The following is a 26,403-nucleotide window of genomic DNA, read 5'->3' on the forward strand; positions in this document are numbered from 1 at the left end:
TTACCGCTATTCTCATATCCTTCAATACTATTTTTTCCCGTTAATCATGGGAGGTCATCATGAACACGAAAGGGAAATTAAAACTCGCACTTGGCACTGCAACCGATTATGTCGCGCCACATTTTGTTGAAAATCACACCAATACCGCGCCCACTGGATGGCGGTTAAACGTGATCAAAGCCGTGTTATTTTCGCGCCTGCAACACACGATCCGTGCCCATGATACATCGGCCACCCAAGATGCACATTTTTCATTTTGGAACAATATCACCACCGCAGATTATTTTGACAAAGCAACCAATCGATTTGGGCTGTGGTTTTTGGGTGCGCATAAACCCATCGTTGATAAAATCCACCAATTGCACCACGCATTACCGTTTAAACGCATTGTTGAAATTGGATGCGGCGATGGGCAGGTTCTGAACTATTTTGCGCAAAACCTTGATGGTTTGGATGAATTGATCGGCATTGATATAAATGCCGCTGTTTTGGAACAAAATCGCCAAAAATATGCAGATATCGAAAAAATCAAATTTATCGCAGGCAATGCCGAAGATCATTACGATCTGGTCTCTCAGGACAACACATTGGTGTTTGTTTATGGCGGCGTCTTGGAATATTTTTCCCAAGATGCGGTGCAAACCCTGTTTCGCCAAATGCTCGCCCATAAAAATAGCGTGATTGCGTTTGTGGAACCCATCGCGGATGATCACAATCTGGCGCAACAACCAAGGTCATATATTTTTGGTCCCGACGATTCATTTTCGCATAATCATGCATGGCTCGCCAAACAGGTTGGGCTTTCGGTTTTGTTCAACGAACAAACCCGCACCGATGATATTCGTTGGGTCATGTGTATTTGCGCGAACTGATGCAAAGGGGTTTACGGATGCCCAAACCCAAGGTTAATATAATTGTAAGACTGTGCGAAATGTCACTGAATCCAACATTACGATGGGTCACTCTGTCAAAGTTGCACTGAATTTTTATATGCCTATTACCGCCTTTATAACCTCGGCTATTTTGCCAAATTATATCACTGTTTGAATACCACGCCTTTTCTGGCCTATGAGCGAAATTGATTTAAAATGAACATCCAAGACAAAACCAAAAACAGCGCTTACAACGCTGATGTTATCACGTGTTTTCAAAAGGTTGTGAAAAAATCGCCCAAGCGTACAGCGCTTGAAAGCGGTGATTTGTCCATCAATTATGCACAGCTGGATCGCGCATCAAACATCGTTGCACAACAGCTTTTGGATGCGGGCGCGAAACAGGGTGATTTAATTGGGCTGTCTTGTGCGAAATCCCCCGAAACCATCATTGCGATTCTTGCGATTCTGAAACTGGGTGCGGGGTATGTTCCCCTGCCCGATTATTACCCCGCCGACAGAATCGCGACCATTGTTGATGCCACGGGCATGACACATGCGCTGGGATCAATTGATGCATTGGCAAAAACCGATGTAAATATACTTCCGTTTTTAGCGGCTAATCAGATCCCAACGCGGGCCAAAAAATTCACATCTGCAACCGTTGCACCCGATGATACGGCCTATGTCATGTTCACGTCTGGGTCCACGGGCACACCCAAGGGTGTTGTGGTGCCTCATCGTGCGATTACGCGGTTGGTCATTGATCAAAATTTCATGGTTTTAGACGCGAAACAGCGCATTTTGCAAAATTCACCTCTGGCATTTGACGCCGCCACATTGGAAATTTGGGGTGCGATATTAAACGGTGGTGCATTGATCGTACCCCAAGACGATAATTTAACCCTGCGTGGGCTGGGCGAAATTTTGCGTGATAAAAAGATCACCGCGACATGGCTCACGGCGGGATTATTCCATGCAATGGCGGATGAACGCCCCGCTGACCTTGCACCTTTAAAACAATTGCTAACAGGTGGGGATATTGTATCCCCCGTCAAGGCAGCAGTGGTGCGCAAACATTGCCCCCATTTGGTCATGATCAACGGATATGGGCCAACGGAAAACACAACATTTACGTGTTGTCACACGATCACGGATGCCAATATGGCTTCGGATAAACCCCTGCCCATCGGCAAACCAATATCGGGCACTCAAGTTTACATCGTTGATGAAACACTTAACCAATTGCCCCTTGGGCAAAGTGGCGAATTGGTTTGTGCGGGTGCTGGTCTTGCACTTGGCTATTTGAACCGTTCTGATTTGACAGAAGCGGCATTTGTCACTGCGCCTTGGGACAATGATGTCAAACTTTATCGCACAGGTGACATGGCGCATTTGGATAAAGAAGGAAACGTCATTTTCGAAGGGCGCATTGATACACAAGTCAAGGTGCGCGGATACCGCGTGGAATTGGGTGAAATCGAAGCTGGTTTAGAGGCTTATGAGGGCATCAATTCGGCATGTGTCATCGCCAAATCGGGCGCGGATAGTGCCGATAAAACCATCATTGCATTTTATGTGGGCGATAAATCAATCACCGCGCAAGATTTGCAAAAACACATTGCTGGCATTGTGCCCGATTATGCGATCCCATCACGCTTTGTCGCGATGGACGAACTGCCCTTGAATCCCAATGGCAAGTTGGATCGCAAAGGGTTGGCCACCATGAAAATCCCCGCCGCGCTCCCATCCGCACCCAAAAAATCCGGTGGCAACGCACATCAGGTGGAGAACCTGATCGCCGATGTTTTTGCAGAGATTTTGCAACAGCCAAATCCGGATCGTCATGCGAATTTCTTTGATCTGGGGGCAAGCTCGCTTCATATCGCGCGTGCGCATGAACGCATCGAAACCAATTTGGATCGTCAATTTGCGATCACGGATTTTTTCCTCCATTCCACAATCACCGCACTGGCCACACATCTGGCCGCCGATCCTGTGGCCGTGGCGGCGAAACCCAAACGTGCAAATGTTGATGATAATCTTTTTGCCATCGTTGGCATGGCGGGGCGTTACCCTGGTGCGAACAGTGTTGATGAATATTGGAATGCATTGCTGGATGGGCGCGAGTTGATTTCGCATTTTTCCGATGATGAATTGGAAATCAACCCACGCGCCGAAAACCCAAATGCGCCATATGTGAATTCACGCGGCATGATGCCCGATGTGAAAATGTTTGATGCGCGCCATTTTGGTATCCCCCCGCGCGAAGCGGAACAAATGGACCCACAGCATCGGATATTGCTAGAGGTTGCGCAAACCGCACTCGAAGACGCCAAAGTTGACCCTGATAAATTCGATGGCAAGATCGGAATTTTCTGTGGCTCATCGCAAAACTCTTACTTGTTGAACAATCTAATGTCGGCACCGGGTGCGACGCGCAAATATGCATCCACCTATCCTGTTGAAAATTTCGGCGTACTGTTTGGCAATGACAAAGATTTCATCGCCACGCGCATTGCGTATAAATTAAATCTGCGCGGCCCCGCCGCCACGGTTTTATGCGCCTGTTCCACATCATTGGTCGCGGTTGCACAAGCTTGCGAAAGTTTGCGTAATGGCACCGCTGATATGGCGCTGGCGGGGGGTGTTTCGATCACCCTTCCATCCAAACGCCCCTATCAATATTTGCCCGACGGCATGGCATCCGCTGATGGCCATTGCCGCACGTTTGATGCAGATGCATCTGGCACGGTATTTGGCGATGGCGCGGGTTTGGTTGTTGTGCGCCGCTTACAAGATGCGATTGACGATGGTGATGATATCGTTGCCGTCATTCGCGGATTTTCGATCAATAACGATGGTTCGGAAAAGGTCGGATATGCCGCTCCATCCATCAAAGCACAGGCCGAGGTTATCAAAGACGCCCAAGCCGCCGCAGGCATTGATGCACGTTCCATCGGCTATATCGAAGCACACGGCACGGGCACGCCATTGGGTGATCCGATCGAATTTGCCGCCCTGAACCAAGCGTTCAGCGCCAGCACTTCGGACAAGGGTTTTTGCGCCATCGGATCGGCCAAAACCAATGTCGGCCATTTGGATATCGCAGCAGGCGTCACAGGGTTGATCAAAACCGCGATGACATTGAAAACGGGGCAAATCCCGCCACTGTTGCATTACAAATCGCCAAACAAGAACATCAATTTTGATGATTCCGCATTTTATCCTGTGACCAAACGTATTGATTGGAAAACGGATGCAAAAACCCCGCGCCGCGCGGGCATCAGCGCCTTTGGCGTGGGTGGCACCAATATCCATATGATTTTGGAACAGCCCCCTGTGATGAAATCGGTGAAACCACCAAAGTTAACGGGGCCACAGATTTTCCCCGTTTCGGCCAGCTCCAAAGACGCGCTAAAGGCGACAATCGCCAATTTGGGCGCATTTGCCAAGGAAAATGGAAAAGCTGCCCCTGCCGCCATTATTCAACAGTTGTTGAACAATCGCCATGATTACAATCAACGCGCGGTTTTGGTGGGTGATGGCATGAATGGCCTGTCCGATGCTGCGGATAATTTTTCGGGCGTATCCCACGGTGCTGGTCGCTGGGACAAAATCGCGATGATGTTCCCCGGGCAAGGTGCGCAACATGTGGGCATGGCCAAGGATTTATATGAAAACGAAACTGTGTTTCGCGAAGCCTTGGACATCTGTGCCGCCCTGTTGAAAGACGAAACAGGCATTGATCTGTTAAAAATCATTCACGCCCCCGCAAAAGACGCGGAAAAAATGACGGAAAAATTAAAGGATACCGCGATTGCGCAACCTGCGATTTTTTCCATCAGCTATGCATTGGCAAAACAATGGGCGCATTGGGGGGTGAATCCCGATGCGATGATGGGGCATTCAATCGGTGAATTTGCCGCCGCCACCATTGCTGGGATTTTTGCCCTGCCTGATGCAATTAAATTGATCGCACTGCGCGGTCGGCTTATGGCCGATTTGCCCCGTGGTGTGATGATTTCGGTGCGTGCATCGGAAAATGACATTCTGCCCTATTTGGGCGACGATATTGATCTGGCCGCCGTCAATGGCGCACAACTGTGTGTGATTTCTGGCCCGAAGAGCGCGGGCAAGGCGGCCACGAAAAAGCTAGAGGATGCGGGATTCGTTTGTTCCGAACTTCACACAAGCCATGCGTTCCATTCCCATATGATGGACCCCGCGTTGGATGATTTCCGCGCGGTCGTTTCCAAAATGGAATTGAATGCACCGCGCATCCCGATCATGTCCACAGTCACGGGCGATTGGTTGACCGAAATCGAGGCAACCGACCCCGATTATTGGGCCATGCATATGCGCCGCCCCGTGCGGTTTTTCGATGCGATGCAACGGTTCTGGGCCGAAGGCACGCATGTGATGCTGGAATCTGGCCCGGGGCGCACGCTGGCGACATTGGCTGGGCAAAACCCCGATCGTGGGTCAAAACAACCCGCGTTATCATCCCTGCCCCATGCGCAATCCACCAATGCCAATTCGCATACCACCATGTTGGAAAGTTTCGGCAATCTGTGGGCGGTGGGTTACAGCGTGGATTGGACACGGATTTACCCTGATATGGCAGGCTGGCCAATTATGAAATCATCGGTGACATTGCCAAGCTATCCGTTCCAACGCAAAGAATTCTGGATTGATCCCGTTATTGTTGATGCAACTGCTGTTTCAACCACCGCATTGGCAGCGGATGAACCCGTGGTGGAATCCGCCCCTGTGGAACGCGATGCAAATATCGCGGTCAAGGAAATGTTGTCCGAATTATCGGGGCTGGATGTCGATGAAATCGACGATACGGCGTCATACCTTGAACTTGGGTTTGATTCACTGTTGTTGACCCAAGCAACGAAAGAATTGTCCGATCAGTTTAGCGTCACGGTGACCCTGCGCCAATTGATGGATGATCTGGCGCGCCTTGATCTGTTGGTGGAATATGTGCGCGAACATGGCAATCTTGGGTCTGGTGCACCTGCGGATAAAACCCCGCTGGCGGAAATGACACAGATCGACAAGGGCGAAGAAGAGTCCGCCACGCCAAGCTCTGCCCCCACCACCAATATTGATCGCGAAGATCATGCGGATGAGCTGAACAAACAACAACGCGCCCATATCGCGGCATTGACCAAACGCTTTGTGGCAAAGACGCAAAAATCCAAGGATCTGACAGCGAAACATCGTTTTGCCCATGCTGATCCGCGCACGGCATCTGGTTTTAATCGCCTGTGGAAAGAAATCGTTTATCAAATCGTCACCGTGAAATCCAAAGGTTCGCGCCTGTTGGATGTGGATGGCAATGAATATATTGATATTCTCAACGGCTTTGGCCCCGGATTTTTGGGGCATGGCGCCGATAATATCGTCGAGGCCGTGCAACACCAATTGCACGAAGGTTTCGAGGTCGGGCCACAAAGTCTTGCCGCGATGGAAGCGGCGGAATTATTCTGCGAAGTCACCGGCAACGATCGCACCAGTTTTGTCTGTACAGGGTCAGAGGCCGTATATGCCGCCATGCGTTTGGCGCGTACATGCACCGGGCGCGACAAGGTTGTGATGTTTGCCCGCGATTACCACGGTAATTTTGACGAGGTTCTGGTACGCGGTGTGAACACCAAATCTGGCCCCAAAACCATGCCACTGGCCCCTGGCATCCCACGAGATGCAGTGAAAAACGTGGTTGTTTTACCATACGGTAGCCCCGAGGCGCTGGATTACATCAAGGCACATGCCCATGAACTGGCCGCCGTGATGGTGGAACCTGTCCAAAGCCGCCGCCCAGAATTCCGCCCCCATGATTTCATCCGCACTGTGCGCAAACTGACCCGCGATGCGGGTGCATTGTTTATTTTTGACGAAGTTGTCACAGGTTTTCGTTTCGGCCCACGCGGCGCACAAGATTATTACGGCATAGATGCCGATCTTGTCACATATGGCAAGGTCATTGGTGGTGGCATGCCACTGGGCGTTGTATCGGGCAAGGCCGAATATATGGACACCTTCGATGGCGGGCAGTGGCAATATGGGGATGATAGTTTCCCCAACGCACCCGTAACATTTTTCGCGGGTACATTCGTGCGCCATCCCCTTGCCATGGCCAGCGTTAAGGCGATGTTGCAATTTTTCAAATCCCAACCTGATTTTTTCTGGAAAACGGTGAACGCCAAGGGTGATAAATTGGCGGGAAGCGTGGATAAATGGTTTGCCGATAATGACATGCCATTTCAAATGCCCAACTGTGGGTCATTGATGTATCTGCGCATTGGCGAAGATCAGAAATACGGCGGATTGCTCGGCGCAAATATGCGCGAACGTGGGGTGTTTTTCCTTGAAGGTTTCCCATCCTATATGACGGCGGCCCATGATGACGAAGACATCGAATATGTGGTTGATGCGATCAAGGATTCCGCGCTTGAACTGCGCGCGGCTGGTTTATTGGTTGGGCGCGAAGCGGTTGAATATGACGGCCCGCGTGTGTCCGCACCCCCTGCCCGATTGGCATTGCCAGATGGCGCAGAACGCATTGCGCATCAAATGGCGAACCCGCCAAAAACGCTACGTGTTCCCACAACAGAGGCACAGCGTGAAATCTGGGCGGCGATGATTGTCACGCCAGAGGTCACACCCGCATATAACGAAAGTGTCACGCTAAAAATGCACGGCGTTGTGGATGCGCAAAAGCTACGCGAAGCAACCGAAACCGTATTTGCCCGCCATGATGCCTTGCGCACCACATTTTCGCCCGATGGCATGTTCATGCAAATTTCCCCGACCAGTGACGTACAGGTCTTGATGGTGGATATGCAGGATCTAACACCTGCACAGCGCAAAAACCGATTTGATCAAATCATCTTGGACGAGGTGAACGAACCTTTTGATATGCAATCAGGGCCCTTTGTGCGCGCCCAATTGATCAGCAATTCAAAAACCGATCATAATCTGATCATCACCGCGCATCACATCGTGTGCGATGGCTGGTCGATTGATGTGATCATGCGCGATATTGGTGCGGTATATTCTGCGTTGATGTTGGGCGAAAACCCAAGCTTGCCCCCGGCACAAAGCATCATTTCATATTCCCGCGCCGAAGAAGAATGGAACCGCACAGAAGAAGCGGCGCAATCGCGTGCATACTGGCTAAACCAATTTGAACAAGCACCACCTGTTTTGGATATCCCAACGGATAAACCCCGTGGTGCGCAAAAATCCGTGCGCGGTGCGCGCGCTGATCGTGAAATTGATGCCGCACTTACCGCGCGTTTGCGCAAATTGGCAGCGTCCCAAAACAGCACATTCGTTAACACCCTGTTGGCGGCGTATAAAATCTATATCGCGAAATTGGCGGATGTGGATGACATCACCATTGGTTTACCTGCATCGGGTCAGGCGGCACGAGGCATGGATACGGTTGTGGGCCACTGTGTGAACCTGTTGCCGATCCGCACGCAAATTGATTGGGATGACAGCTTTGAAACCTATCTCAAACATGTGCGCACCACATTGTTGGATGGGTTTGAACATCAAAACTATACCTTTGGGGCGTTGATCAAGGAATTGAAAATCAAACGCGATCCCAGCCGCGTGATGCTGGTACCAGCAATTTTCAACATTGATAACGGGATTGATTTATCGTCCATGTCATTTGGCGATGTGGATACGGAGTTTGTTACCAATCCGCGCAGCTATGAACATTTTGAAATCTATCTGAATGTGACGGATAACCGCGACACGGTTTATACCGAATGGAGCTATGCCGCCGACCTGTTTGATGCGGCAACGATTGAACGCCATATCACCAATTTTATCGCGTTGTTGGATCAGCTTTGTGATCATCCGGATCAGGCGCTGAATTCATTTGATACGCAATCGGATGCGGATCGCAAAACCTTGTTGAACGATTGGCAAGGCGCGGTGGTGGATTATCCGCGTGATACCAATCTGGGTGCAATGTTTGATAAAATCGTCGCCAAATCACCCGGGATGATTGCGCTGGCACATGATGGGCATGTGAAATCATACAGCGATTTGGACAATATGGTGAACGCCATCGCAGGGCAAATGCACGACATGGGCGTGAAGCAGGGCGATACGGTTGGCATTTGTTTGCACCGCTCGTTTGATCTGGTCGCAACCATGTTGGCGGCATTCCGTTTGGGCGCGGCATATGTTCCGCTTGCCCCGAATAATCCCAAGGATCGTTTGGATTATATGGCATCCGATGCGCGATGTGCATTGGTTGTATCAACACATGCGTTGGCAAAAACCTTGCCGTTTGACACCACGCTATTTGTTGATGATGTGGATAGGTCCAAGGCCAAGCCGATCAAACAGGCGAAAATTTCCGCAACCGATACGGCCTATGTTGCCTATACCTCTGGTTCCACAGGGCGGCCCAAGGGGGTGATGGGCACCCATCGCGCCACGATCAACCGTTTCAATTGGATGTGGAACACATTCCCGTTTGAAGACGGCGAAGTCATGTGCCAGAAAACCGCAATTTCATTTGTGGATAGCATCTGGGAAATCTTTGGCCCGCTGTTGGCGGGTGTGCCACAGGTGATCATTGATGATGACACCGTCAAAGACCCCGCCGCATTATTCGCCCTGCTTGGTGCACAAAATGTCACCCGCCTGTTGGTGGTGCCATCATTGCTACGTGCGATTTTGAACAGCAAAATTGATATGTCCGCGACATGTCCCAACATGCGTTTGTTGTTCACATCTGGCGAACGGCTTGGCCCTGATTTGGCGCGTCGTTTCTTGGACGCCGCACCCAATATCACGCTGGTGAACCTGTATGGAAGTTCTGAGGTCGCCGCCGATGTGACCTGTGAAATCATTACGGAACTGGGCGATCACGATGTGCCCATCGGGCGCCCCATTGATAATGCACGCCTTTATGTGTTGGGCAAAAACCAAACGCCGGTGCAAATTGGTGAAATGGGTGAATTATATGTGGGCGGTGATGTTCTGGCCGCGGGATATTTCAATCAGCCAGAATTGACCGACGAGCGGTTTGTCCCCGATCCCTTTGTGGATGGAGATGGAATGATGTTCGCCACGGGTGATCTGGTGCGATACCTGTCTGATGGGCGATTGCTCTATGAAGGGCGGCGCGATGATCAGGTGAAAATTCGCGGCTATCGCATCGAAATGGGCGAGGTGGAACAAGCCTTGGCCGATCTGGATGATGTCGCACAGGCCGCCGTGATCCTTGGCAGCGATATCAACGGTGAAAACCGCATGGAGGCATATGTCACCACCAGCGATAACGCCGTATTTGACGAAAGCATTGTGCGCCGCGCATTATCCGCCACCCTGCCCGATTATATGGTGCCAAGCCTGTTTCATGTGTTGGATGTTTTCCCGCTGAACCCAAATGGCAAATTGGATCGACCAAAGCTGGCGGAAATGGCCTTGGCCAAGCCCGCCACAACTGCCGATGCACGCCCTGACAGCGATGTTGAAAAACGTCTGCATGATATCTGGGCCGATGTGTTGGGGCGCAAAAATATCAGCCTTGATGATAATTTCTTTGAGCTGGGCGGCCATTCGTTACTGGCGGTGAAACTGTTTTCAAACGTCCAAGAAGAGTTTGGTCAGGCACTGCCCATTTCCACGTTGTTTGCAAACCCAACATTGCGCAAATTGGCAACCACGATTGATGACACAACCAGCGCACCCGCCACACAATCCGATGATGGCGTGAATGATGCATGGGACACATCCGTGATCGTGGCAGAATCGCCAAACAGCACCAAAAAACCCCTGTTCGTTGTGGGCGGTGTTGGTGGCAATTTGAACAATATGTACGAATTTGCCCAGTTGATCGGACAGCATCGCACGGTGATTGGCCTGCAAACCCGTGGTATTTTGCACCACAAACCCCATAATACGGTCGAGGCAATGGCCACCGACCACATCAACAACATGCGCCAATATCAACCCACGGGCCCATATTATTTGGCTGGGTATAGCGGGGGTGCGATCATCGCATTTGAAATCGCCAAACAGCTAGAAGCCGCAGGCCACACCATAAAATATGTTGGCATGTTGGATATGCACGCTCCCAATGTGCGCGTTGATTTGGATATGAGCATTACCCAGAAACTGCGCGCAGAGGCGGAATTGTTATCCTTGGGTGGTGCAAAAAACCTGTGGCGTCGCGCATCGACCAAGGCGCGAAATGCGCTGGCAAAATCGGGGCTTACGCCCAGCCAAGCGGATGATGAATTGCAAAGCTATCTGCGCCTGTCGCGCCATTGGTGGGCGGTTGCGGATAAATATCACGCGGGCCAGATCGACGCCGATGTCGTATTGTTCCACAATCCACCAGAAACCCTGTCGGATTTGGAAATCGGGCGGCGCGATGCCAGTTTTGGCTGGCAGGATGTCACCCGTGGCACCGTGGATATTATCAAACTTGATTCCAGCCATCTGGATATGTTCAAAGGTGAATCCGCTAAAATTGTCGCAGAGTTGATCAATGCACATCTGGAAGGGTTGGACGCGCGCTGATTTTTTGCATAGATGGCGGGTATGACGCCAAATAATCCTCCGCGCAGAATTCTGTCTTGGGCCGACACGCCCAAGACCCTGATTTATACCATCATGATTACGATCACGTTGATTGAATTGGTGTTGCAAATATCCGACCGTGGCTGGATCGCTGATGGGCAATTACGCGGGCTTGCGTATAAATACGGCGCGTTCTGGAGCAAGCTGACCGATGATTGGCGCCCGATATATGCGGCACAGCCATGGACGATGTTTTTCACCTATGCATTTTTGCACGGCGGGCTGTTTCACTTGATCGGCAATGTTGTAACCTTGGGCTCACTGGGTGCGATTGCATTGCAACGCATGAACCAATGGAAATTTTTGCAGCTGTATTTGGCGGGCATGTTAGGTGGTGCGGTGATGTTCGCCGCCCTATCCGACAGCGCTATTCCCATGATCGGCGCATCGGGTGCGATTTTTGGATTGGTCGGGGCGTGGCAGTATTGGGAATTTGCAAACCTTCGGCGACGCAAATTACCCCTGACTCCGTTTTATCGAATGATGGTGAACCTTGTTATTTTGAACCTATTGTTCTGGTACATGCTACAAGGTGCACTGGCGTGGGAAACTCATTTGGGTGGGTTCGTTGCGGGTTGGCTGTGGGCCTATTTATTTGCGCGTGATTAATCAATCAATCGCAGCAAATATCGCCCATATTCGTTTTTCACAAGCGGTTGCGCAATTTCGCGAAGCTGATCCGCGTTAATCCAACCTTTGCCAAATGCGATTTCTTCGGGGCAACCGGTTTGCAACCCTTGGCGGGTTTGAATGGTGCGCACAAAATTTGCCGCATCCAACATGCTCGCATGTGTCCCCGTATCAAGCCAAGCATAACCCCGCCCCATACGTTGCACATTCAACGATCCATCGTTCAAATACATTTCCAACAGCGTAGTAATTTCCAATTCGCCACGCGCCGATGGTTTTACCGCGCGTGCACGTTTTGGCGCGGATGCATCCAGAAAATACAAACCTGTCACTGCATAATTTGACGCAGGTTTTTCTGGTTTTTCCACGATGGACACAGCACGAAAATCACCGTCAAATTCAACCACACCGTAACGTTCAGGATCCGATACTTGGTATCCAAACACTGTGCCGCCCACCGTGTCTGCATTGGCATCGGCCAACAGGCGATCCATGCCATGGCCGAAAAAGATATTATCCCCCAATACCATCGCGCTTGGCGCGCCATCCAAAAAATCTTCGGCCAGAATGAACGCCTGTGCCAATCCATCGGGTGTGGGTTGTTCGATAAATGTCAGCGACACACCCCATTGCGATCCATCGCCCAACAGACGTTTGAATTGATGCTGATCCTCGGGCGTGGTGATGATGGCGATTTCGCGAATGCCTGCGTACATCAGAACCGACAGCGGATAAAAGATCATCGGTTTATCGTACACTGGCAACAGTTGTTTCGACACACCTTGCGTGATTGGATACAAACGCGTTCCCGTGCCGCCTGCCAATAAAATACCTTTGCGTGGTTTCATCGCTCTATCCTTTGTCGGCGTTTAATTCATCAAGTACAATTTTCAAACTGTCCCGCCAGTTTGGGCGATAAATGCCAAACGTTTGACGGGTCGTTTCGCAATCAAGACGTGAATTTAGTGGACGTGGTGCAGGCGTAGGAAATTTCTCGCTGGGGATACGTGTGATGTTTACATCCAGCTCCGCCTGATCAAAAATTTCAGCGGCAAAATCTGCCCAACTTGCATCCAGTTCGCCTGAAAAATGATACACCCCGTTTGGCCCCATGCCCTCGAAATAGGCCTGTGCCATAACCATCAATGCGGACGCAATATCATGGGCCGCTGTGGGGCCGCCGATTTGATCGTCCACGATGGACAACGCATCGCGTTCACCACCAAGGCGCAGCATGGTTTTTACAAAATTATTGCCATGCGGGGAAAACACCCATGATGTGCGCAAAATTCCGTAACGCCCGCCCGCATCCACAATGCCCTGTTCACCCTTGTATTTGGTGCGGCCATAGGCGCCGATCGGGGCGGGGAAATCTTCGGTTGTCCACGGGTCGGTTCCGCTTCCATCAAACACGTAATCGGTGGAAATATGGATAAACGGAATATCACGGTGTGCGGCGGCCTCTGCCATCATACGCACGGATGTGGCGTTAACCATGGTCGCGGTGATTTCATCGCTTTCTGCATCATCAACGGCGGTGTATGCGGCGGCGTTGATGATCACATCCGCCTCGCAATTTGCAACAACCTCTGCACAGGCGGCGGGGCTGGCCAAATCGGCGGCGGTGCGATCAAGACATGTGGTTTCCTCAAATTTATCCAGCTCGGTTGCGACCTGTCCCGACTTTCCAAAAACCAATACGCGCATCATCCAGCCCCCAACCGTTTTCCAACACCGTCTCGGTTTTGCAGATTACGCCACCATTGTTCATTGTCCAAATACCATTGCACCGTTTTGCGCAATCCTTGTTCCAGTGTGACCGATGGGCGCCAGCCCAGTTCATCACGAATACGGCTTGGATCAATCGCATAGCGTAAATCATGCCCTGGGCGATCCGCAACAAACGTAATCAAATCGGCATAGGGTTTTTTGGCAGGGCGCAGTTCATCCAACAGCGCACAAATCATGCGCACCAGATCAATATTCGTCGCCTCGTTTTCACCGCCAATATTATATGTCCGACCCAATGCGCCCTTTTGCACCACGGTCAGCAACGCATCGGCGTGATCTTCAACGTAAAGCCAATCGCGCACATTTTCACCCTTGCCATAAACAGGGATCGCATCGCCCGCCAAGGCTTTGATAATCACCACAGGGATCAGCTTTTCTGGAAAATGATAGGGGCCATAATTGTTTGAACAATTGGTCAGCACAACAGGCAAGCCATAGGTTTCCGCCCATGCGCGCACCAAATGATCCGATGCGGCCTTTGATGCGGAATAGGGTGAATTGGGTGCATATGGCGTGTCTTCGGTAAACAGACCCGTATCACCCAATGTGCCATAAACCTCGTCCGTGGAAATATGGTGGAAACGGAAATTGACGGGGCGATCATTCGCCAACCAATATGCGCGCGCAGATTCCAACATTTGAAACGTGCCCATGATATTCGTCTGCATGAAATCGGCAGGGCCATCAATGGATCGATCAACATGGCTCTCGGCGGCCAGATGCATCACCACATCGGGGGCATGGCGCGCGAACAGATCATTGATCGCAGGTCCATCGCAAATATTGGCCTGTTCAAACACATAATTTGGCGCGTTCGAAATCGGTTCTAAATTATCCAAACAGGCGGCATAGGTCAGCGCATCAACCACGACCACATCGTGGCCGTCACGCACCGCTTGGCGTGCAACTGCCGATCCAATAAATCCTGCCCCGCCTGTAATCAATATTTTCATCATTAAACCTTATGCAAACGGGCTGTTAAAATCAGCGAATTTGGGTGCGGCGGCGTCTTTGGTGGATAACACGGCGCTGTTTTTGGGAATGCCCCAATCAATCGCCAGATCAGGATCATCAAACGCCACCCCACCATCGCATTCGGGCGTGTAAAAATCGGTGCATTTATATGCGACCTCTGTGTTTTCAACCAATGTTACAAACCCATGCAAAAACCCCGTTGGAATATAAAGCTGTTTACCGTTGTCCGCGGACAGGTTCATCCCAACCCATTTCCCAAATGTGGGCGATGATTTGCGCACGTCCACCGCAACATCAAAAATTTCACCGCGCAATACGCGCACCAATTTACCTTGGGCTGCGGGGGGTGATTGATAATGCAATCCGCGCACCGTGTGTTTAGGAGCGGAAAACGAATGGTTGTCTTGGACAAATTCAATATCCAGCCCTGCGTCCTTCAGGGTGCGTTGATTCCAAGTTTCGCTAAACCAGCCGCGATCATCGGCAAATCGGCGCGGGGTCAAGCCCACCACGCCGTTAATTTCTGTTTCTTCAACCTGCATAATACGGGTTTTCTTTCAAATTGGGGCATTGATAAATTTTAAAACTATGGCGCGATCATAACTGCATTCATATCCATATCAACACTTATGACAAACAGTGACACAGTACCAAAAATCACAACCCTTGCGTGAAAATCGAATAAACAAGACCTTTTTTCGCGTAATTTGCCTTAACATCACCTTATTCCCCACAAACTCCCGCCGCGTTCAGATTCTATTAATAATGCAGGGTCTGAATAGTGGCCCCGTTGCAGACGCAATATTAGCGCGGAACAAAAGCAACGTTGTAAGGTTTCTGGAATACGTTCTGGCCGACAACAGAAACCATAATAAGTAGTCGAAGTCGCCGACCACAGGGACGGTTTTTGGACCGTCCCTGTTTTACGGATATAATATGGTTAACCAGCATTGGCGTATTCTCCTGCGCCTTTGCTGTGCCACCACATCAATTTTCCCAAACCACCTTGATATCGAATGCGATTGGCAACCACATCTTTGCCCAATGCCGCTTTAGCCCCGTAAATCGCCATTTGCAGCGCACCAACCCCCATCCAGACGGGGACCTTGATGCGATCCGAAATGCGCGGGCTGCGGGCCAGAATTTGACAACGTAATTGCCCCTGTGCAAATCGACGTTCGCGCAGATATTGCGCGCGCATCCGCGCCGCTGGCACCAATTCTTCGACCAGACCAGCGGGGCACCACGACAGTACCGCGCCGCGATTAACCAACGTTTTGATTAAATGCGTATCCTCGCCTCCGCTGTGATTAAACCGCGCATCAAAGGGCACGCCATTTCCAAAACAGCGTTTTTTGTGAAACATCGCATTGCCCGTGCCCAGATCAACAAAATGGGGTGTCAGGTCATGCCCCATTGGGTGATCAAATTCGCGGCTGAAACAGCGGTTCAACATCGTGTGCAATTCAATGCTTGGCTCGTCTTCGTATCGGGGCACAATACGGCCAAACGCAGCCATCACATCCTGTTTTGCCAATTTGGAAAATGCCGCGACCCAGTTTTTTGACGGCACTTCGTCATCATCCAAAAACAAAATATATTCTCCACGCGCCGCCGCCACGCCCGCATTACGCGCATGGACAACACCCGATTTTGGTTCATGCAAATAGTAAAAATGCGCATGTTCCGCGACAAACCCCGCCACGGTATTTCGCGCAGACCCATCAGGACAGTTGTCAACGATCAACACCTCCACCCCGTCGCGCAACTGTGGCACCAATGCATGGGACAATTCGGTCAGCATATCCGCACGCCGATACGTGGGCACAACAATAGAGATAGACGCAAGCGATTTCATTTCTTAAACTAGCCCTAATTTTATTTTACATAGCTTAACCAATATTTATTTTGATCAAAGCATTTGTTTGTGGCAATTTTTTTTGCCGCCCTAATTCAGGAGTATTCCCATGTGCGGAATTGCGGGTTTTACATCGCCGCGTTCAACAAGCGAGTGTCGCAATATTTTGCAACGCATGACCGATGCCATCGCCCATCGCGGCCCCGATGGGCAGGGGCATTTTTTCACCGATACCGACAGCGAAAATTCCACCATCGCGCTTGGCCATCGCCGCTTGTCGATCATTGATCTGGCCGCGGGCGCACAACCGTTTCATATCGACGATGAACGTTATTCGATCACCTATAACGGCGAAATTTATAACTATGTCGAACTGCGCGAAGATCTGCGGATGTTGGGTGAACATTTCGAAACCCAATCCGACACAGAGGTTTTGCTGCGGGCATTCGCCCATTGGGGTGCGGATTGTTTGAACAGGCTGCGCGGCATGTTTTCATTCGCCATTTGGGACAAACAAAAACAAGAATTGTTTATGGCGCGTGATCCATTTGGCAAAAAACCACTGCTGTATTTTCGCACCCATCAACACATTGTCTTTGGCTCTGAATTTGCCAGCCTTGTTGAACATCCCAATTTTGAAAATAGCCTGAATGAAAACGCATTGGCGCAATATTTGATTTGGAAATATGTGCCGGGGGAAAATACGCTGGTGGATGGGGTTGCCGAAATCCCCCCCGGTCATTTCGCCATTTGGTCCGAACGCGGATTTACCATCCACAAATATTACACCATCCCCGATCAGGAATCTTTGCGCGAAATGAACGATGATACCGTTGCCGAATTTCGCGAAGAATTGTCAGAGGCTGTGCGATTACGTCTGCGATCCGATGTACCCCTTGGTGCGTTTTTGTCAGGTGGCTTGGACAGCTCTGCACTTGTTGCATTGATGACAGAAATTTCGGGCAAACCTGTGAAAACATTTTCCATCGGGTTTGAAGACGCCGAATATTCCGAAACATGGGCCGCGCGGTTGGTGGCGGAAAAATACAATTCGGATCACCACGAATTAAACATCACCCCCGATGATTACCTGTCGCAAATCGAACCCATCACATGGCAACGCGGTGCGCCATTGTCCGAAATGGCGGATGTGCCGTTGCACTACCTGTCGCATTTGGCGGCAAAACACGTCAAGGTCGTGTTATCTGGCGAAGGATCGGATGAACTTTTGGCAGGCTACCCAAAATATTGGGGCGATAATTATATTCACAATTACCAACGCTTCACCCCTGCCCCGCTGGATGGTGCGATTGGGATTATCAATAAAAACTTGCCCTATAAAATGCGCCGCCTTGGCGTGATGCTTCGTGCCGCAGGGCAACGGGATTTTCTGGATCGTCAGGCATCTTGGTTTGGTCTGCTCACCCCCAAAGACGCCGCCACGCTGGCGCCTGATTTGTTTGCGAATTACCAACCTTTTGTTTGGGATGATGAACGCGACAATGGCGAATCCAATCTTTCACGGGTGTTGCGTTTTGATAAATCGGTTTGGTTGCCCGGCACATTGTTGGAACGCGGCGATCGCATGACAATGGCCGCCTCGATCGAGGGGCGCATGCCGTTTATGGATACCAAGCTGTGTGAATTTGTTGCCACCCTGCCACCACAGGCATTTTTGGATGGACGCGTGGGCAAAAATATCCTGCGCTTGGCGATGAAAGACGCGGTGCCACAGGCCGTGCTTGATCGCCCCAAGTCGGGGTTCAAAGTGCCGATTCAAAAATGGCTGCGCGGACAATTGAAAGATTACGCACATGAATTGCTGTTTTCCAACAATTCCAAATCGGGCGCATATTATGATCGCGCGGTTTTGCACAAAATCTGGATCGAACATCAAAGCCAAAAACACAATCACGAAAAACAGCTCTGGTCGCTGATGTCGTTGGAAATCTTCCTGCGCAAACTTGGCGATCACACAACGACAAAGGTGGCCGCATGACACAGAAAACCATTGGCGTTGCAATCGTCAGCTTTGCATCATCCGATGTGATCGAGGATTGTTTGAACAGCTTGCTCACATCCGATTATAACGATTTAAAAATCGTGGTCTGTGATAATGCATCCCCAGACAACAGCCGCGCATTAATCCGCACATGGGCCGCCAATGCAGGTGTGTCATTCCAAGAGGTTGGGCAAGATACCAAGTTTAGCAAAATTGACGCCCACGTCACAATGATCAACGCCGATGTCAATCTGGGATATGCAGGCGGGGTGAACCAATGTCTTGCCTATCTGCAACAGGACCCCGATGTCGGATTGTTCTGGGTACTTAACCCCGATTGCGAGGTCGAAAGCACCACCGCCAGCGATTTTGCCGCCCATGCAGCGCGTGCCGGGGATTTTTCGCTGATGGGGTCGCGGGTGTTATACAATCGCGCGGATCGCGCCATTCAATCGGACGGTGGGCGGGTGAACCGCTGGACAGGGGTGTGTTCCAATTTGAACCAAGGCGCCAACGCAGATACCGCCATTCGCCCCCATATCGACTCGCTTGATTTCATATCGGGTGCCAATCTGGTGGCATCGCGCAAATTCATCGAAACCGTTGGATTGATGCGCGAAGATTATTTTTTGTATTACGAAGAGGTCGATTGGGCCATGCGCCGCGGTGATCTGCCCCTCACTTGGTGTGATGGGGCCTTGGTGCATCATCATGGCGGCACGGCCATTGGTTCGGGTGGTCACGACACGGCGGCATCTGGGTTTTCCAATTATTTCAATTTTCGAAATCGGATGTGGTTTATGGCGCGGTTCAATAAACGAGCGCTACCAATTGCTTATATCTATACATTGCTCAAAGTGGTAAAAATCAGGTTAAAGGACGGGCGCGAAAATGCGCAGGGTGCTTGGTTTGGTTTGAACAATATGTCACCCCCCAAACATATCCATGACCGCATCGCGCCAGAGGCGCGGGATCGGGCCTTTTCCAAATGGTTGTAAGCGAATCATTTATACAACTGTAGGTTGAATATTATTGTCTTTTGGGATAGAAACCTGTCTAAATAGATAGGTTATTGCGCAAAGTTTCGCTTATTTCGATCCCGATTAAGACTCTAGTAACGATTTTCTGCAACTCTAAGTATAAGGTATCGTTAAAGGAATTGTGTAAATATTTTCCTATCATTTTAAGTACTTAGTACAAAATACCGGCGTAACCATAAGTAAATTGGGGAGGCGGGACGCAACGTCAGTAACAATAATACGCGAATTGTGTCTTAGTTTTGCCTTAAATATCCGCTCAAATTTGAGTGTGAACAGAACGGTAACGGTGCGATTGGCGCATCTCGGGAGATTGAAATGATACTTGCAATAATCGGCATAGGCATTCTTTTTGGCCTCACAGCAAGCGTTTCATCACTTGTTGTTGGAATCCCGCTAATATTTGCATTTGCAATCTACATTATCGCAAGCATTTTTGGCGCAACCGCAACATGCGCTTACTTTTTCATAAAATCTTATATCTGTCGCAATCAAACAGCAGTTACCACAGGATAACGGGTTCTCCCCCGCTGGGTTTCGCAGCGATACATCTTATAAACACGCAAAAAATCAAGAGGTTTCGCAGCGAAACCTAGTTTGGTTTATACGCCATCAGCTCCATAATCCGGCACCTGTGATGATGACATCTGCGCATTTGATAACAAAGCGCAAGAAACGGGTCGCGTGATTTCATTTGTTTTCGCTAGATAAACACCATCCAACGAAAGCATGCCCCATGTTTCAAATCATCACTGCTCTGATTATTTTTCTATTCCCCCTCGCGTATAGCCCGGGACCGGGCAATATGTTTTTCGCCGCTAATGGCGCGCGGTTTGGATTTCGATCCACCATTCCTGCCAATATCGGATATCACGTGGCAACGTGGATTGTGACCTTGGCAATTGGGCTTGGCTTTGCCCGTGCGGTGGACAGCCAACCACAGGTTTTTGGCGCGCTGAAAATTGCGGGATCGGTTTATGTTCTTTGGCTTGCATGGAAAATGTTTCGTTCGGGCGCATTGGCAGGGGATCGGGTGGCCAAGCCCGCATCATTTATTGACGGGGTGGTGTTGCTGATTTTGAACCCAAAGGCCTATGTCATCATTGCGCTGATGTTCACGCAATTTTTGGCACCCGGCGATCCGCGTGGATTCGTGGTGGTCATCGCAACGGTGTTCACCATCAATAACCTGATCGCATTTATCGTATGGATTACCATTGGCGACCAAATCGCAGCACGGTTTCGCACACCTGATACGGCGCGAAAATTGAATATGATGTTCGGGGTGATCTTGGCGGGCGTGGCGATTTGGATGTTGTTGTCATAACGCCAATTGGGACGCGAGCAAATCAAACACCACGCGGATGCGTTTACTGCTGGCCAATTCCCGGTGCGCAACCAGCCAAATGGGAAACATCAATGGGGGAAAATCAGGCAATGCACGGCCAACGCGGGGTTCAGCATCACCGATATACCCATCCAAGACACCGATGCCCAATCCCTGTTTCACCATTTCCCACATCACCAAATAATTTTCGGTGAACAGCGGAAAATTATCAGAGGTCAGGTTCAGCCCCTGCTCATTGAGAACCCGCATGAACATGCCCGAGTTATCGATACTAATAAATTCTGCGCGTGATAAATCGGCGGGGGTTTTGGGGGTGCCAATGCGTTCCAGATATTCAGACGTCGCATACAAACGCGCGGGAACATCGCGGATTTTCTTGGCAATTAAATCGGGTTCCGCTGGGCGAAAATTACGCAATGCAATGTCTGCCTCGCGTCGTCGCAGATCGCTGGTTGTGTGGGATGCGATGATTTCAACATTGATCGCAGGATGGGATTTGCGCAGCTTGGCAATGATTGCGGGTAACAAATGGGCTGCGTAAACATCGCTGGCGGAAATGCGCACCGTGCCCGCGATGGTTTGCGATTGTCCCGCCGCCGCCAGCGCCAATTCATTTGCCCCATCACCCATTTTGCGCGCATGCGCCAATAAATCCAGCCCCGCATCCGTTAACGCCAAACCACGCCCCACGCGTTGAAACAGAACAACCCCCAAGTCGCGTTCCAGCGCATCCACCTGTCGCCCCAATGTGGGTTGCGCCATATTTAATGCGCGCGCGGCAGCGGAATATGATCCTTCCTCTGCGGTAACAAGAAATGCACGCGCTCGGTTCCAATCAAATGTGATATTTCGCCATTCCATACACATATGCATATCAAATCTGCGATTTTGGTCAATTTTAAATGCGCAATTGCATTGATATAGAGCGAACAAACAAAACAGGAGTCTTGGGTATGAAAGCGATTGTTTGCACCAAATACGGCGCACCAGAGGTTTTAAAACTGGTCGATATGCCAACACCGACACCCAAATCGGGTGAGGTTCAGATTGAAATTCACGCCAGTGCGGCCACGCGTGCCGATACGATGATACGCCGCGCCGATCCGTTTTTCGCGCGTCTCGTCCTTGGGTTCTGGCGCCCAAAACGCCCAATCCCTGGCACGGCTCTTGCAGGGGTAGTGCGCAGCGTTGGCGCAGGTGTCACGCGATTTCAAATTGGTGATCAGGTTTGCGGAGAAACAGGCATGTTATTTTCCGCCTATGCCCAATATGTGGTCGTGCCAGAAACCAGCGCGATGATGCATCTGCCCGATGGATTATCCATGCAACAAGCCGCCCCAATCAGCGATGGAGCGGTAACGTCATATCATTTTTTAAAATCCGTAGGCGGTGTTGGCGCGGGTGATCGTGTGTTGATCAACGGCGCGTCTGGTGGTCTGGGTACGGCCGCGATTCAGATTGCCAAGCATCTGGGTGCGCATGTTACGGCCGTGTGCAGCGCGGATAACCACGATATGGTTTTATCGCTGGGCGCGAATGCCGTGATAGATCGTAAAACGCAGGATTTTACCAAAACCAACAATGCCTATGACCTGATATTTGACACCGTTGGCACCAGTCGCTTTGCACGCGCCAAATACGCGTTGCGTAAAGGGGGGCGATATATCTGTCCTGTGTTATCGTTAGGGCTGTTGTTGCAACAAATGCGAACATCTAAATCCGGCGGTAAACGCGCAAAGTTCGCCGCCGTTGGCATGTTGCCCCATGATCAGATCAACGAGATCTTGATGACGTTAAAGCCGTTGTTTGAAACCGGTGTGATCAAAACTGTAATCGAAAAAACATATCCACTGGATGAAATCGTAGCGGCGCATCATCACGTGGACAGCGGGCGCAAACGGGGTAATGTGGTGATCGACATGGCGCAAGGATAACACGGTCACACAACTGTGTTTGGCCGTATATTGCGGGGGCAAAATTGGTCTGATACCGATTGCAAAAATATCGGAGACGGACATGTCAAAAAATACATTTTCACGGCGCAGTGCGTTGATTGCGGGGGCTGGGGCGATTGCGTCTTTGACCACACCAAATTTGGCATTGGGCGCGACGGGCGTTGATCCTGTGCGGCGCAATCTGTCGGGTTGGCGTAAACAAGATTGGCGCGATCATTTTGATACCCTTGGCATTGGCGCGATTATCGCTGATACAGGATCCCGTGCGTTACACTACTGGAACGGCGATGCGAGCGATTATCGCGTATACCCAACTTCAATCCCAATGTCCGAAGAATTGACAAAACGCGGCTATACCGAAATTGTGCGCAAACGTGTGGGCCCCGATTGGACGCCAACGCAAAACATGTTGAAGCGCGATCCAGAATTGAAATACATGCCCCCCGGTCCAGGCAATCCGTTGGGCACACATGCGATGTATTTGTCATGGCCCGCCTATTTAATTCACGGCACGCATGACACGCGCAAAATTGGTCGGCGTTCGTCGAGTGGCTGTATCGGTTTGTATAACGAAAAAATTGAGGAACTGTTTGCGATCACGCCCGTGGGTACTCAGGTTTTGATTCTGTAGCACCCGCTAGCCGATGCAAATGCCATCGGCGGTATTATTATCGCCAAACTCGTCGATAAACAGTCGATTTTGGTTCACGTGAATGGTGAAACTACAATCTGCATTAAAACATCCAGACGGTATGGGATATGGCCCAACAGTGGCCATTGACCCCGCCGCGATGGGTGGTGTCGATAAATCCTGCGTATCGCTGTCGAATGTTACCCGCGTGATAGTGGATTGTAGCGCATCAATATTGGATTGATTGCGCACTGTCACATACAGCCCTAAATCATCACGCTGACAAAACCCATTTGCGCCTTGTGTTCCAGCGGCGCGTTCAGGCACCAGATCAACTTGTTCCACACCAGCGCGTGGATCACAGCTTGCCACTGCAGCGATGGCAAAAAGACAAAGTACGGGTTTGACGGAATACCAAGGCATGATCATTCCTTTTGTGATTGGATGTTGATCAGCCTAGCACGGTTAACGATTGTTGTCTGTGACGTGGATCACTTTTTCCCGCGGATCAACAGGAACACACCCGCAGCCACGATCAAGGCCGATCCAATCAGCATACGCGTATCCAATGTTTCGTTGAAAAATAGCACTCCAAAGGCGATGCCGATCAATAACCGAGAATAGCGAAACGGTGTCACGGCCGAAACCTCGCCCGTGCGCATGGCCTTCATCAAGCTGGCATAGGACATTGCCCCAACGACGATGATCGCAATGATAAACGCGCTGTTTTTCATATCTGGCATCACTGGGGCGGCATGTTCGAAAAATGCGTAAACCACCCCCGCGATGGCGAGTGCGAGAAACCCGTATATCCCCAATATCGCGGTACTCAGGCTCGCTGGGGCGGCGCGGCTGGCAAGATCCCGCCCCGCAAAGCCAATCATGCCAAACACTGCCAATAGCGACATGGGCGTAAAACTGGCTGGTGTGGGCTGCAATATCACCAATACGCCCAACAACCCGATACAAATCGCCAACCAACGCCGCCATCCAACAGTTTCACCAAATAAAACCGCCGCCGCTGCGACCACAACAATTGGTGTTGCCTGTAAAATCACCGTGGTGGTGGACAATGGGGTGAGCGTGATTGCCAATGTGAAAAATAGGCGCCCGAAAATTTCGAAAAACATACGAATGCGCATTGGGGTGGACAACACTGTCTTTGGGAATAATTGTTCGCCCGCGCGGTGCGCAACGGTTGCAAACACCAATGCACCGCCCAGCCCAAACATCACCAAGATTTGCCAGACGGGCAGGGCGCTAAACGTGGCCTTGATCAACGCATCCTCGATCGCGAAACCAAACATGGCGGCAATCATCCAAAGGCTTCCGATCAGGTTTGCGTTTTGGGGGGTATTTTGGGGCATTGGCGATCCGTTGTATTGAAATGCAACACTGCGCCGCACCTGGTAAAATTTTTCACCAAAGGATGATACTTTTTTGTGGAATGCAACAGAAACTGTGGCGTCGTTCGTATTGGCGTATAGAGGTTCTAAGAAAGGTTTACCATGTGGTCAAAAATTTGTTTATTTGCGAGCGTTTCGCCTGCCTGTGTGATGATGGGGTCGATGGCCTATTCCGGTATTGATTTGTCGGCATTTGGCGCGGATGCATTGGTCAGCGAACCAACAGTTGTGGCATGTACATTGGAAAACGGCGAAGCGTCGCAATGTGCGCAGATTGTTGTGAAATACAAACCAGATAACCTCGGCATTGGTCCGTTTTGCCCCGCAACAGTTGATGACGCTGGCGGCATCTGGGACTGGGATGGCGAAGAAGCGGGTCTGTATCGATTGGACGGTGAATTCTTTTACATGCTGGCGGATCAAGGTTATGATTTCACGGATGGCGACGGCCATGTACATATGATTGATAACGCAACCGTGCGCCCCACCGTTGATCATGCCTGTATCGCAGTTGAGGCATCAGAAGGGGCTGAGATGACCATTCTATTGCCAATGACGCCAGTAATGGCCGAAAACGCCACTGCATTGCGTACGGTGAACAAGGTTGGGCTGGCACTTGATGGTGTGCCCATTTTTTCCGATGCGCCATCGGTTGCGGTGACGGGACATTTGCCCGCGCTTGATACCTGTGGCGGGCATGTAGATCCGGGTGGCTGGTATCACTGGCACGCGACATCGACAGATATTGATGATGTGTATCGCGCGCACGGCGTTGATGCGCATTGTGGCGAAGTAGAACAACAAGCCAGCGCACAATTTGGATATGCATTCGATGGGTTTGCCATGTTTGGCAGCCAAGAAATGGACGGTGCAACGCCAACGGGTTTGGATGAATGTGATGGGCATATTGGCGTTACGCCAAATGCGCCAGATGGTGAATATCATTATCACACCACATTGGATTTCCCGAACCTTCCCACATGTCTGTCGGGTGTTCAGGCGCAAAATAATTTCACCACCACCGCCAGTGCGGGGGTGGGTGCCGCCGCTGAATTTCGCGATGTGGGCCCTGGTGCACCAGATCAACACCGCGGTCTGCCCCCAGGGTTTGACAAAGCAGCGATTGAACTGGGTGTTAGCGAAGATGCCTTGATGCAAGCAATAAACGCCGCGGGTGGACCGCAGTTGGATTTTAGCAAGGCTGCCGAAATGCTGAATGTCAGCGAGGACGCATTGCGCGGTGCATTACCACCGCCGCCACAACGCTAA

General features: G+C 50.7%; 17 protein-coding genes. 9 read left to right on the forward strand and 8 right to left on the reverse strand.

What is annotated here, in order from left to right; genetic code table 11:
- Window positions 1-59 precede the first annotated feature (59 nt).
- The 3 genes from IE094_RS05495 (at window position 60) to IE094_RS05505 (ending at window position 12,110) form a co-directional block, all read left to right on the forward strand.
- Window positions 60-872, forward strand: a complete 813-nt coding sequence (locus IE094_RS05495; protein WP_189639582.1) for a class I SAM-dependent methyltransferase — start codon at window positions 60-62, stop codon at window positions 870-872.
- 216 nt (window positions 873-1,088) lie between these two features.
- Window positions 1,089-11,441, forward strand: a complete 10,353-nt coding sequence (locus IE094_RS05500; RefSeq protein WP_189639583.1) for a non-ribosomal peptide synthetase/type I polyketide synthase — start codon at window positions 1,089-1,091, stop codon at window positions 11,439-11,441.
- 21 nt (window positions 11,442-11,462) lie between these two features.
- Window positions 11,463-12,110 (forward strand): rhomboid family intramembrane serine protease, encoded by a 648-nt coding sequence (locus tag IE094_RS05505; protein ID WP_189639584.1) that lies wholly within the window; start codon window positions 11,463-11,465, stop codon window positions 12,108-12,110.
- Here IE094_RS05505 and rfbA read toward each other — a convergent pair.
- The 5 genes from rfbA to IE094_RS05530 all read right to left on the reverse strand — a co-directional run bounded on the left by rfbA (window position 12,107) and on the right by IE094_RS05530 (window position 16,725).
- Window positions 12,107-12,979, reverse strand: a complete 873-nt coding sequence (gene rfbA, locus IE094_RS05510; RefSeq protein WP_189639585.1) for a glucose-1-phosphate thymidylyltransferase RfbA — start codon at window positions 12,977-12,979, stop codon at window positions 12,107-12,109. The genes IE094_RS05505 and rfbA overlap by 4 nt on opposite strands.
- 4 nt (window positions 12,980-12,983) lie before the next feature.
- Window positions 12,984-13,841, reverse strand: a complete 858-nt coding sequence (gene rfbD / locus IE094_RS05515) for a dTDP-4-dehydrorhamnose reductase (protein ID WP_308429200.1) — start codon at window positions 13,839-13,841, stop codon at window positions 12,984-12,986.
- The gene (gene rfbB / locus IE094_RS05520) at window positions 13,838-14,875 is read right to left on the reverse strand and encodes a dTDP-glucose 4,6-dehydratase (protein WP_189639586.1); all 1,038 of its coding nucleotides are present in this window, start codon (window positions 14,873-14,875) and stop codon (window positions 13,838-13,840) included. Before rfbB ends, rfbD begins: the two co-directional genes overlap by 4 nt.
- Window positions 14,876-14,884: 9 nt before the next feature.
- Window positions 14,885-15,439 carry a dTDP-4-dehydrorhamnose 3,5-epimerase gene (gene rfbC / locus IE094_RS05525; protein ID WP_189639587.1) on the reverse strand — a complete coding sequence of 185 codons (555 nt, stop codon included), beginning with the start codon at window positions 15,437-15,439 and terminating at the stop codon, window positions 14,885-14,887.
- A gap of 398 nt (window positions 15,440-15,837) precedes the next feature.
- Window positions 15,838-16,725: a glycosyltransferase family 2 protein gene (locus IE094_RS05530; protein WP_229802070.1), complete on the reverse strand. Its 888-nt coding sequence runs from the start codon at window positions 16,723-16,725 to the stop codon at window positions 15,838-15,840.
- Window positions 16,726-16,864: 139 nt separating this feature from the next.
- Here IE094_RS05530 and asnB point away from each other — a divergent pair, with 139 nt between their 5' ends.
- The 3 genes from asnB (at window position 16,865) to IE094_RS05545 (ending at window position 21,121) form a co-directional block, all read left to right on the forward strand.
- Complete coding sequence (gene asnB / locus IE094_RS05535) at window positions 16,865-18,754, forward strand: asparagine synthase (glutamine-hydrolyzing) (RefSeq protein WP_189639589.1); 1,890 nt, start codon at window positions 16,865-16,867, stop codon at window positions 18,752-18,754.
- Complete coding sequence (locus tag IE094_RS05540) at window positions 18,751-19,755, forward strand: glycosyltransferase family 2 protein (protein WP_189639590.1); 1,005 nt, start codon at window positions 18,751-18,753, stop codon at window positions 19,753-19,755. Before asnB ends, IE094_RS05540 begins: the two co-directional genes overlap by 4 nt.
- A 775-nt stretch (window positions 19,756-20,530) precedes the next feature.
- Entirely contained in the window at window positions 20,531-21,121 is a 591-nt protein-coding gene (locus IE094_RS05545; RefSeq protein ID WP_189639591.1) for a LysE family translocator, read from the forward strand.
- On the opposite strand, the gene IE094_RS05550 is transcribed toward IE094_RS05545, so the two are convergent.
- Window positions 21,116-22,003, reverse strand: a complete 888-nt coding sequence (locus tag IE094_RS05550) for a LysR family transcriptional regulator (protein WP_229802071.1) — start codon at window positions 22,001-22,003, stop codon at window positions 21,116-21,118. The two genes, IE094_RS05545 and IE094_RS05550, sit on opposite strands and share 6 nt — an antisense overlap.
- 92 nt (window positions 22,004-22,095) lie before the next feature.
- On the opposite strand from IE094_RS05550, the gene IE094_RS05555 reads away from it, so the two are divergent.
- On the forward strand, window positions 22,096-23,076 hold the full coding sequence (locus IE094_RS05555) for an NAD(P)-dependent alcohol dehydrogenase (RefSeq protein ID WP_189639593.1): 981 nt from the start codon (window positions 22,096-22,098) through the stop codon (window positions 23,074-23,076).
- Window positions 23,077-23,158: 82 nt separating this feature from the next.
- Window positions 23,159-23,728: a L,D-transpeptidase gene (locus IE094_RS05560; RefSeq protein ID WP_189639594.1), complete on the forward strand. Its 570-nt coding sequence runs from the start codon at window positions 23,159-23,161 to the stop codon at window positions 23,726-23,728.
- A 6-nt stretch (window positions 23,729-23,734) separates the two neighbouring features.
- Here the strand turns inward: IE094_RS05560 and IE094_RS05565 are convergent, their stop codons facing one another.
- Both IE094_RS05565 and IE094_RS05570 read right to left on the reverse strand, forming a co-directional pair.
- Window positions 23,735-24,151, reverse strand: a complete 417-nt coding sequence (locus tag IE094_RS05565) for a hypothetical protein (RefSeq protein ID WP_189639595.1) — start codon at window positions 24,149-24,151, stop codon at window positions 23,735-23,737.
- Between the two features lie 68 nt (window positions 24,152-24,219).
- Complete coding sequence (locus IE094_RS05570; RefSeq protein ID WP_189639596.1) at window positions 24,220-25,095, reverse strand: DMT family transporter; 876 nt, start codon at window positions 25,093-25,095, stop codon at window positions 24,220-24,222.
- Window positions 25,096-25,236: 141 nt separating this feature from the next.
- On the opposite strand from IE094_RS05570, the gene IE094_RS05575 reads away from it, so the two are divergent.
- Complete coding sequence (locus IE094_RS05575; protein ID WP_189639597.1) at window positions 25,237-26,403, forward strand: YHYH protein; 1,167 nt, start codon at window positions 25,237-25,239, stop codon at window positions 26,401-26,403.

This window comes from Paramylibacter ulvae, from assembly GCF_014652655.1.
Lineage (GTDB): Bacteria > Pseudomonadota > Alphaproteobacteria > Rhodobacterales > Rhodobacteraceae > Amylibacter > Amylibacter ulvae.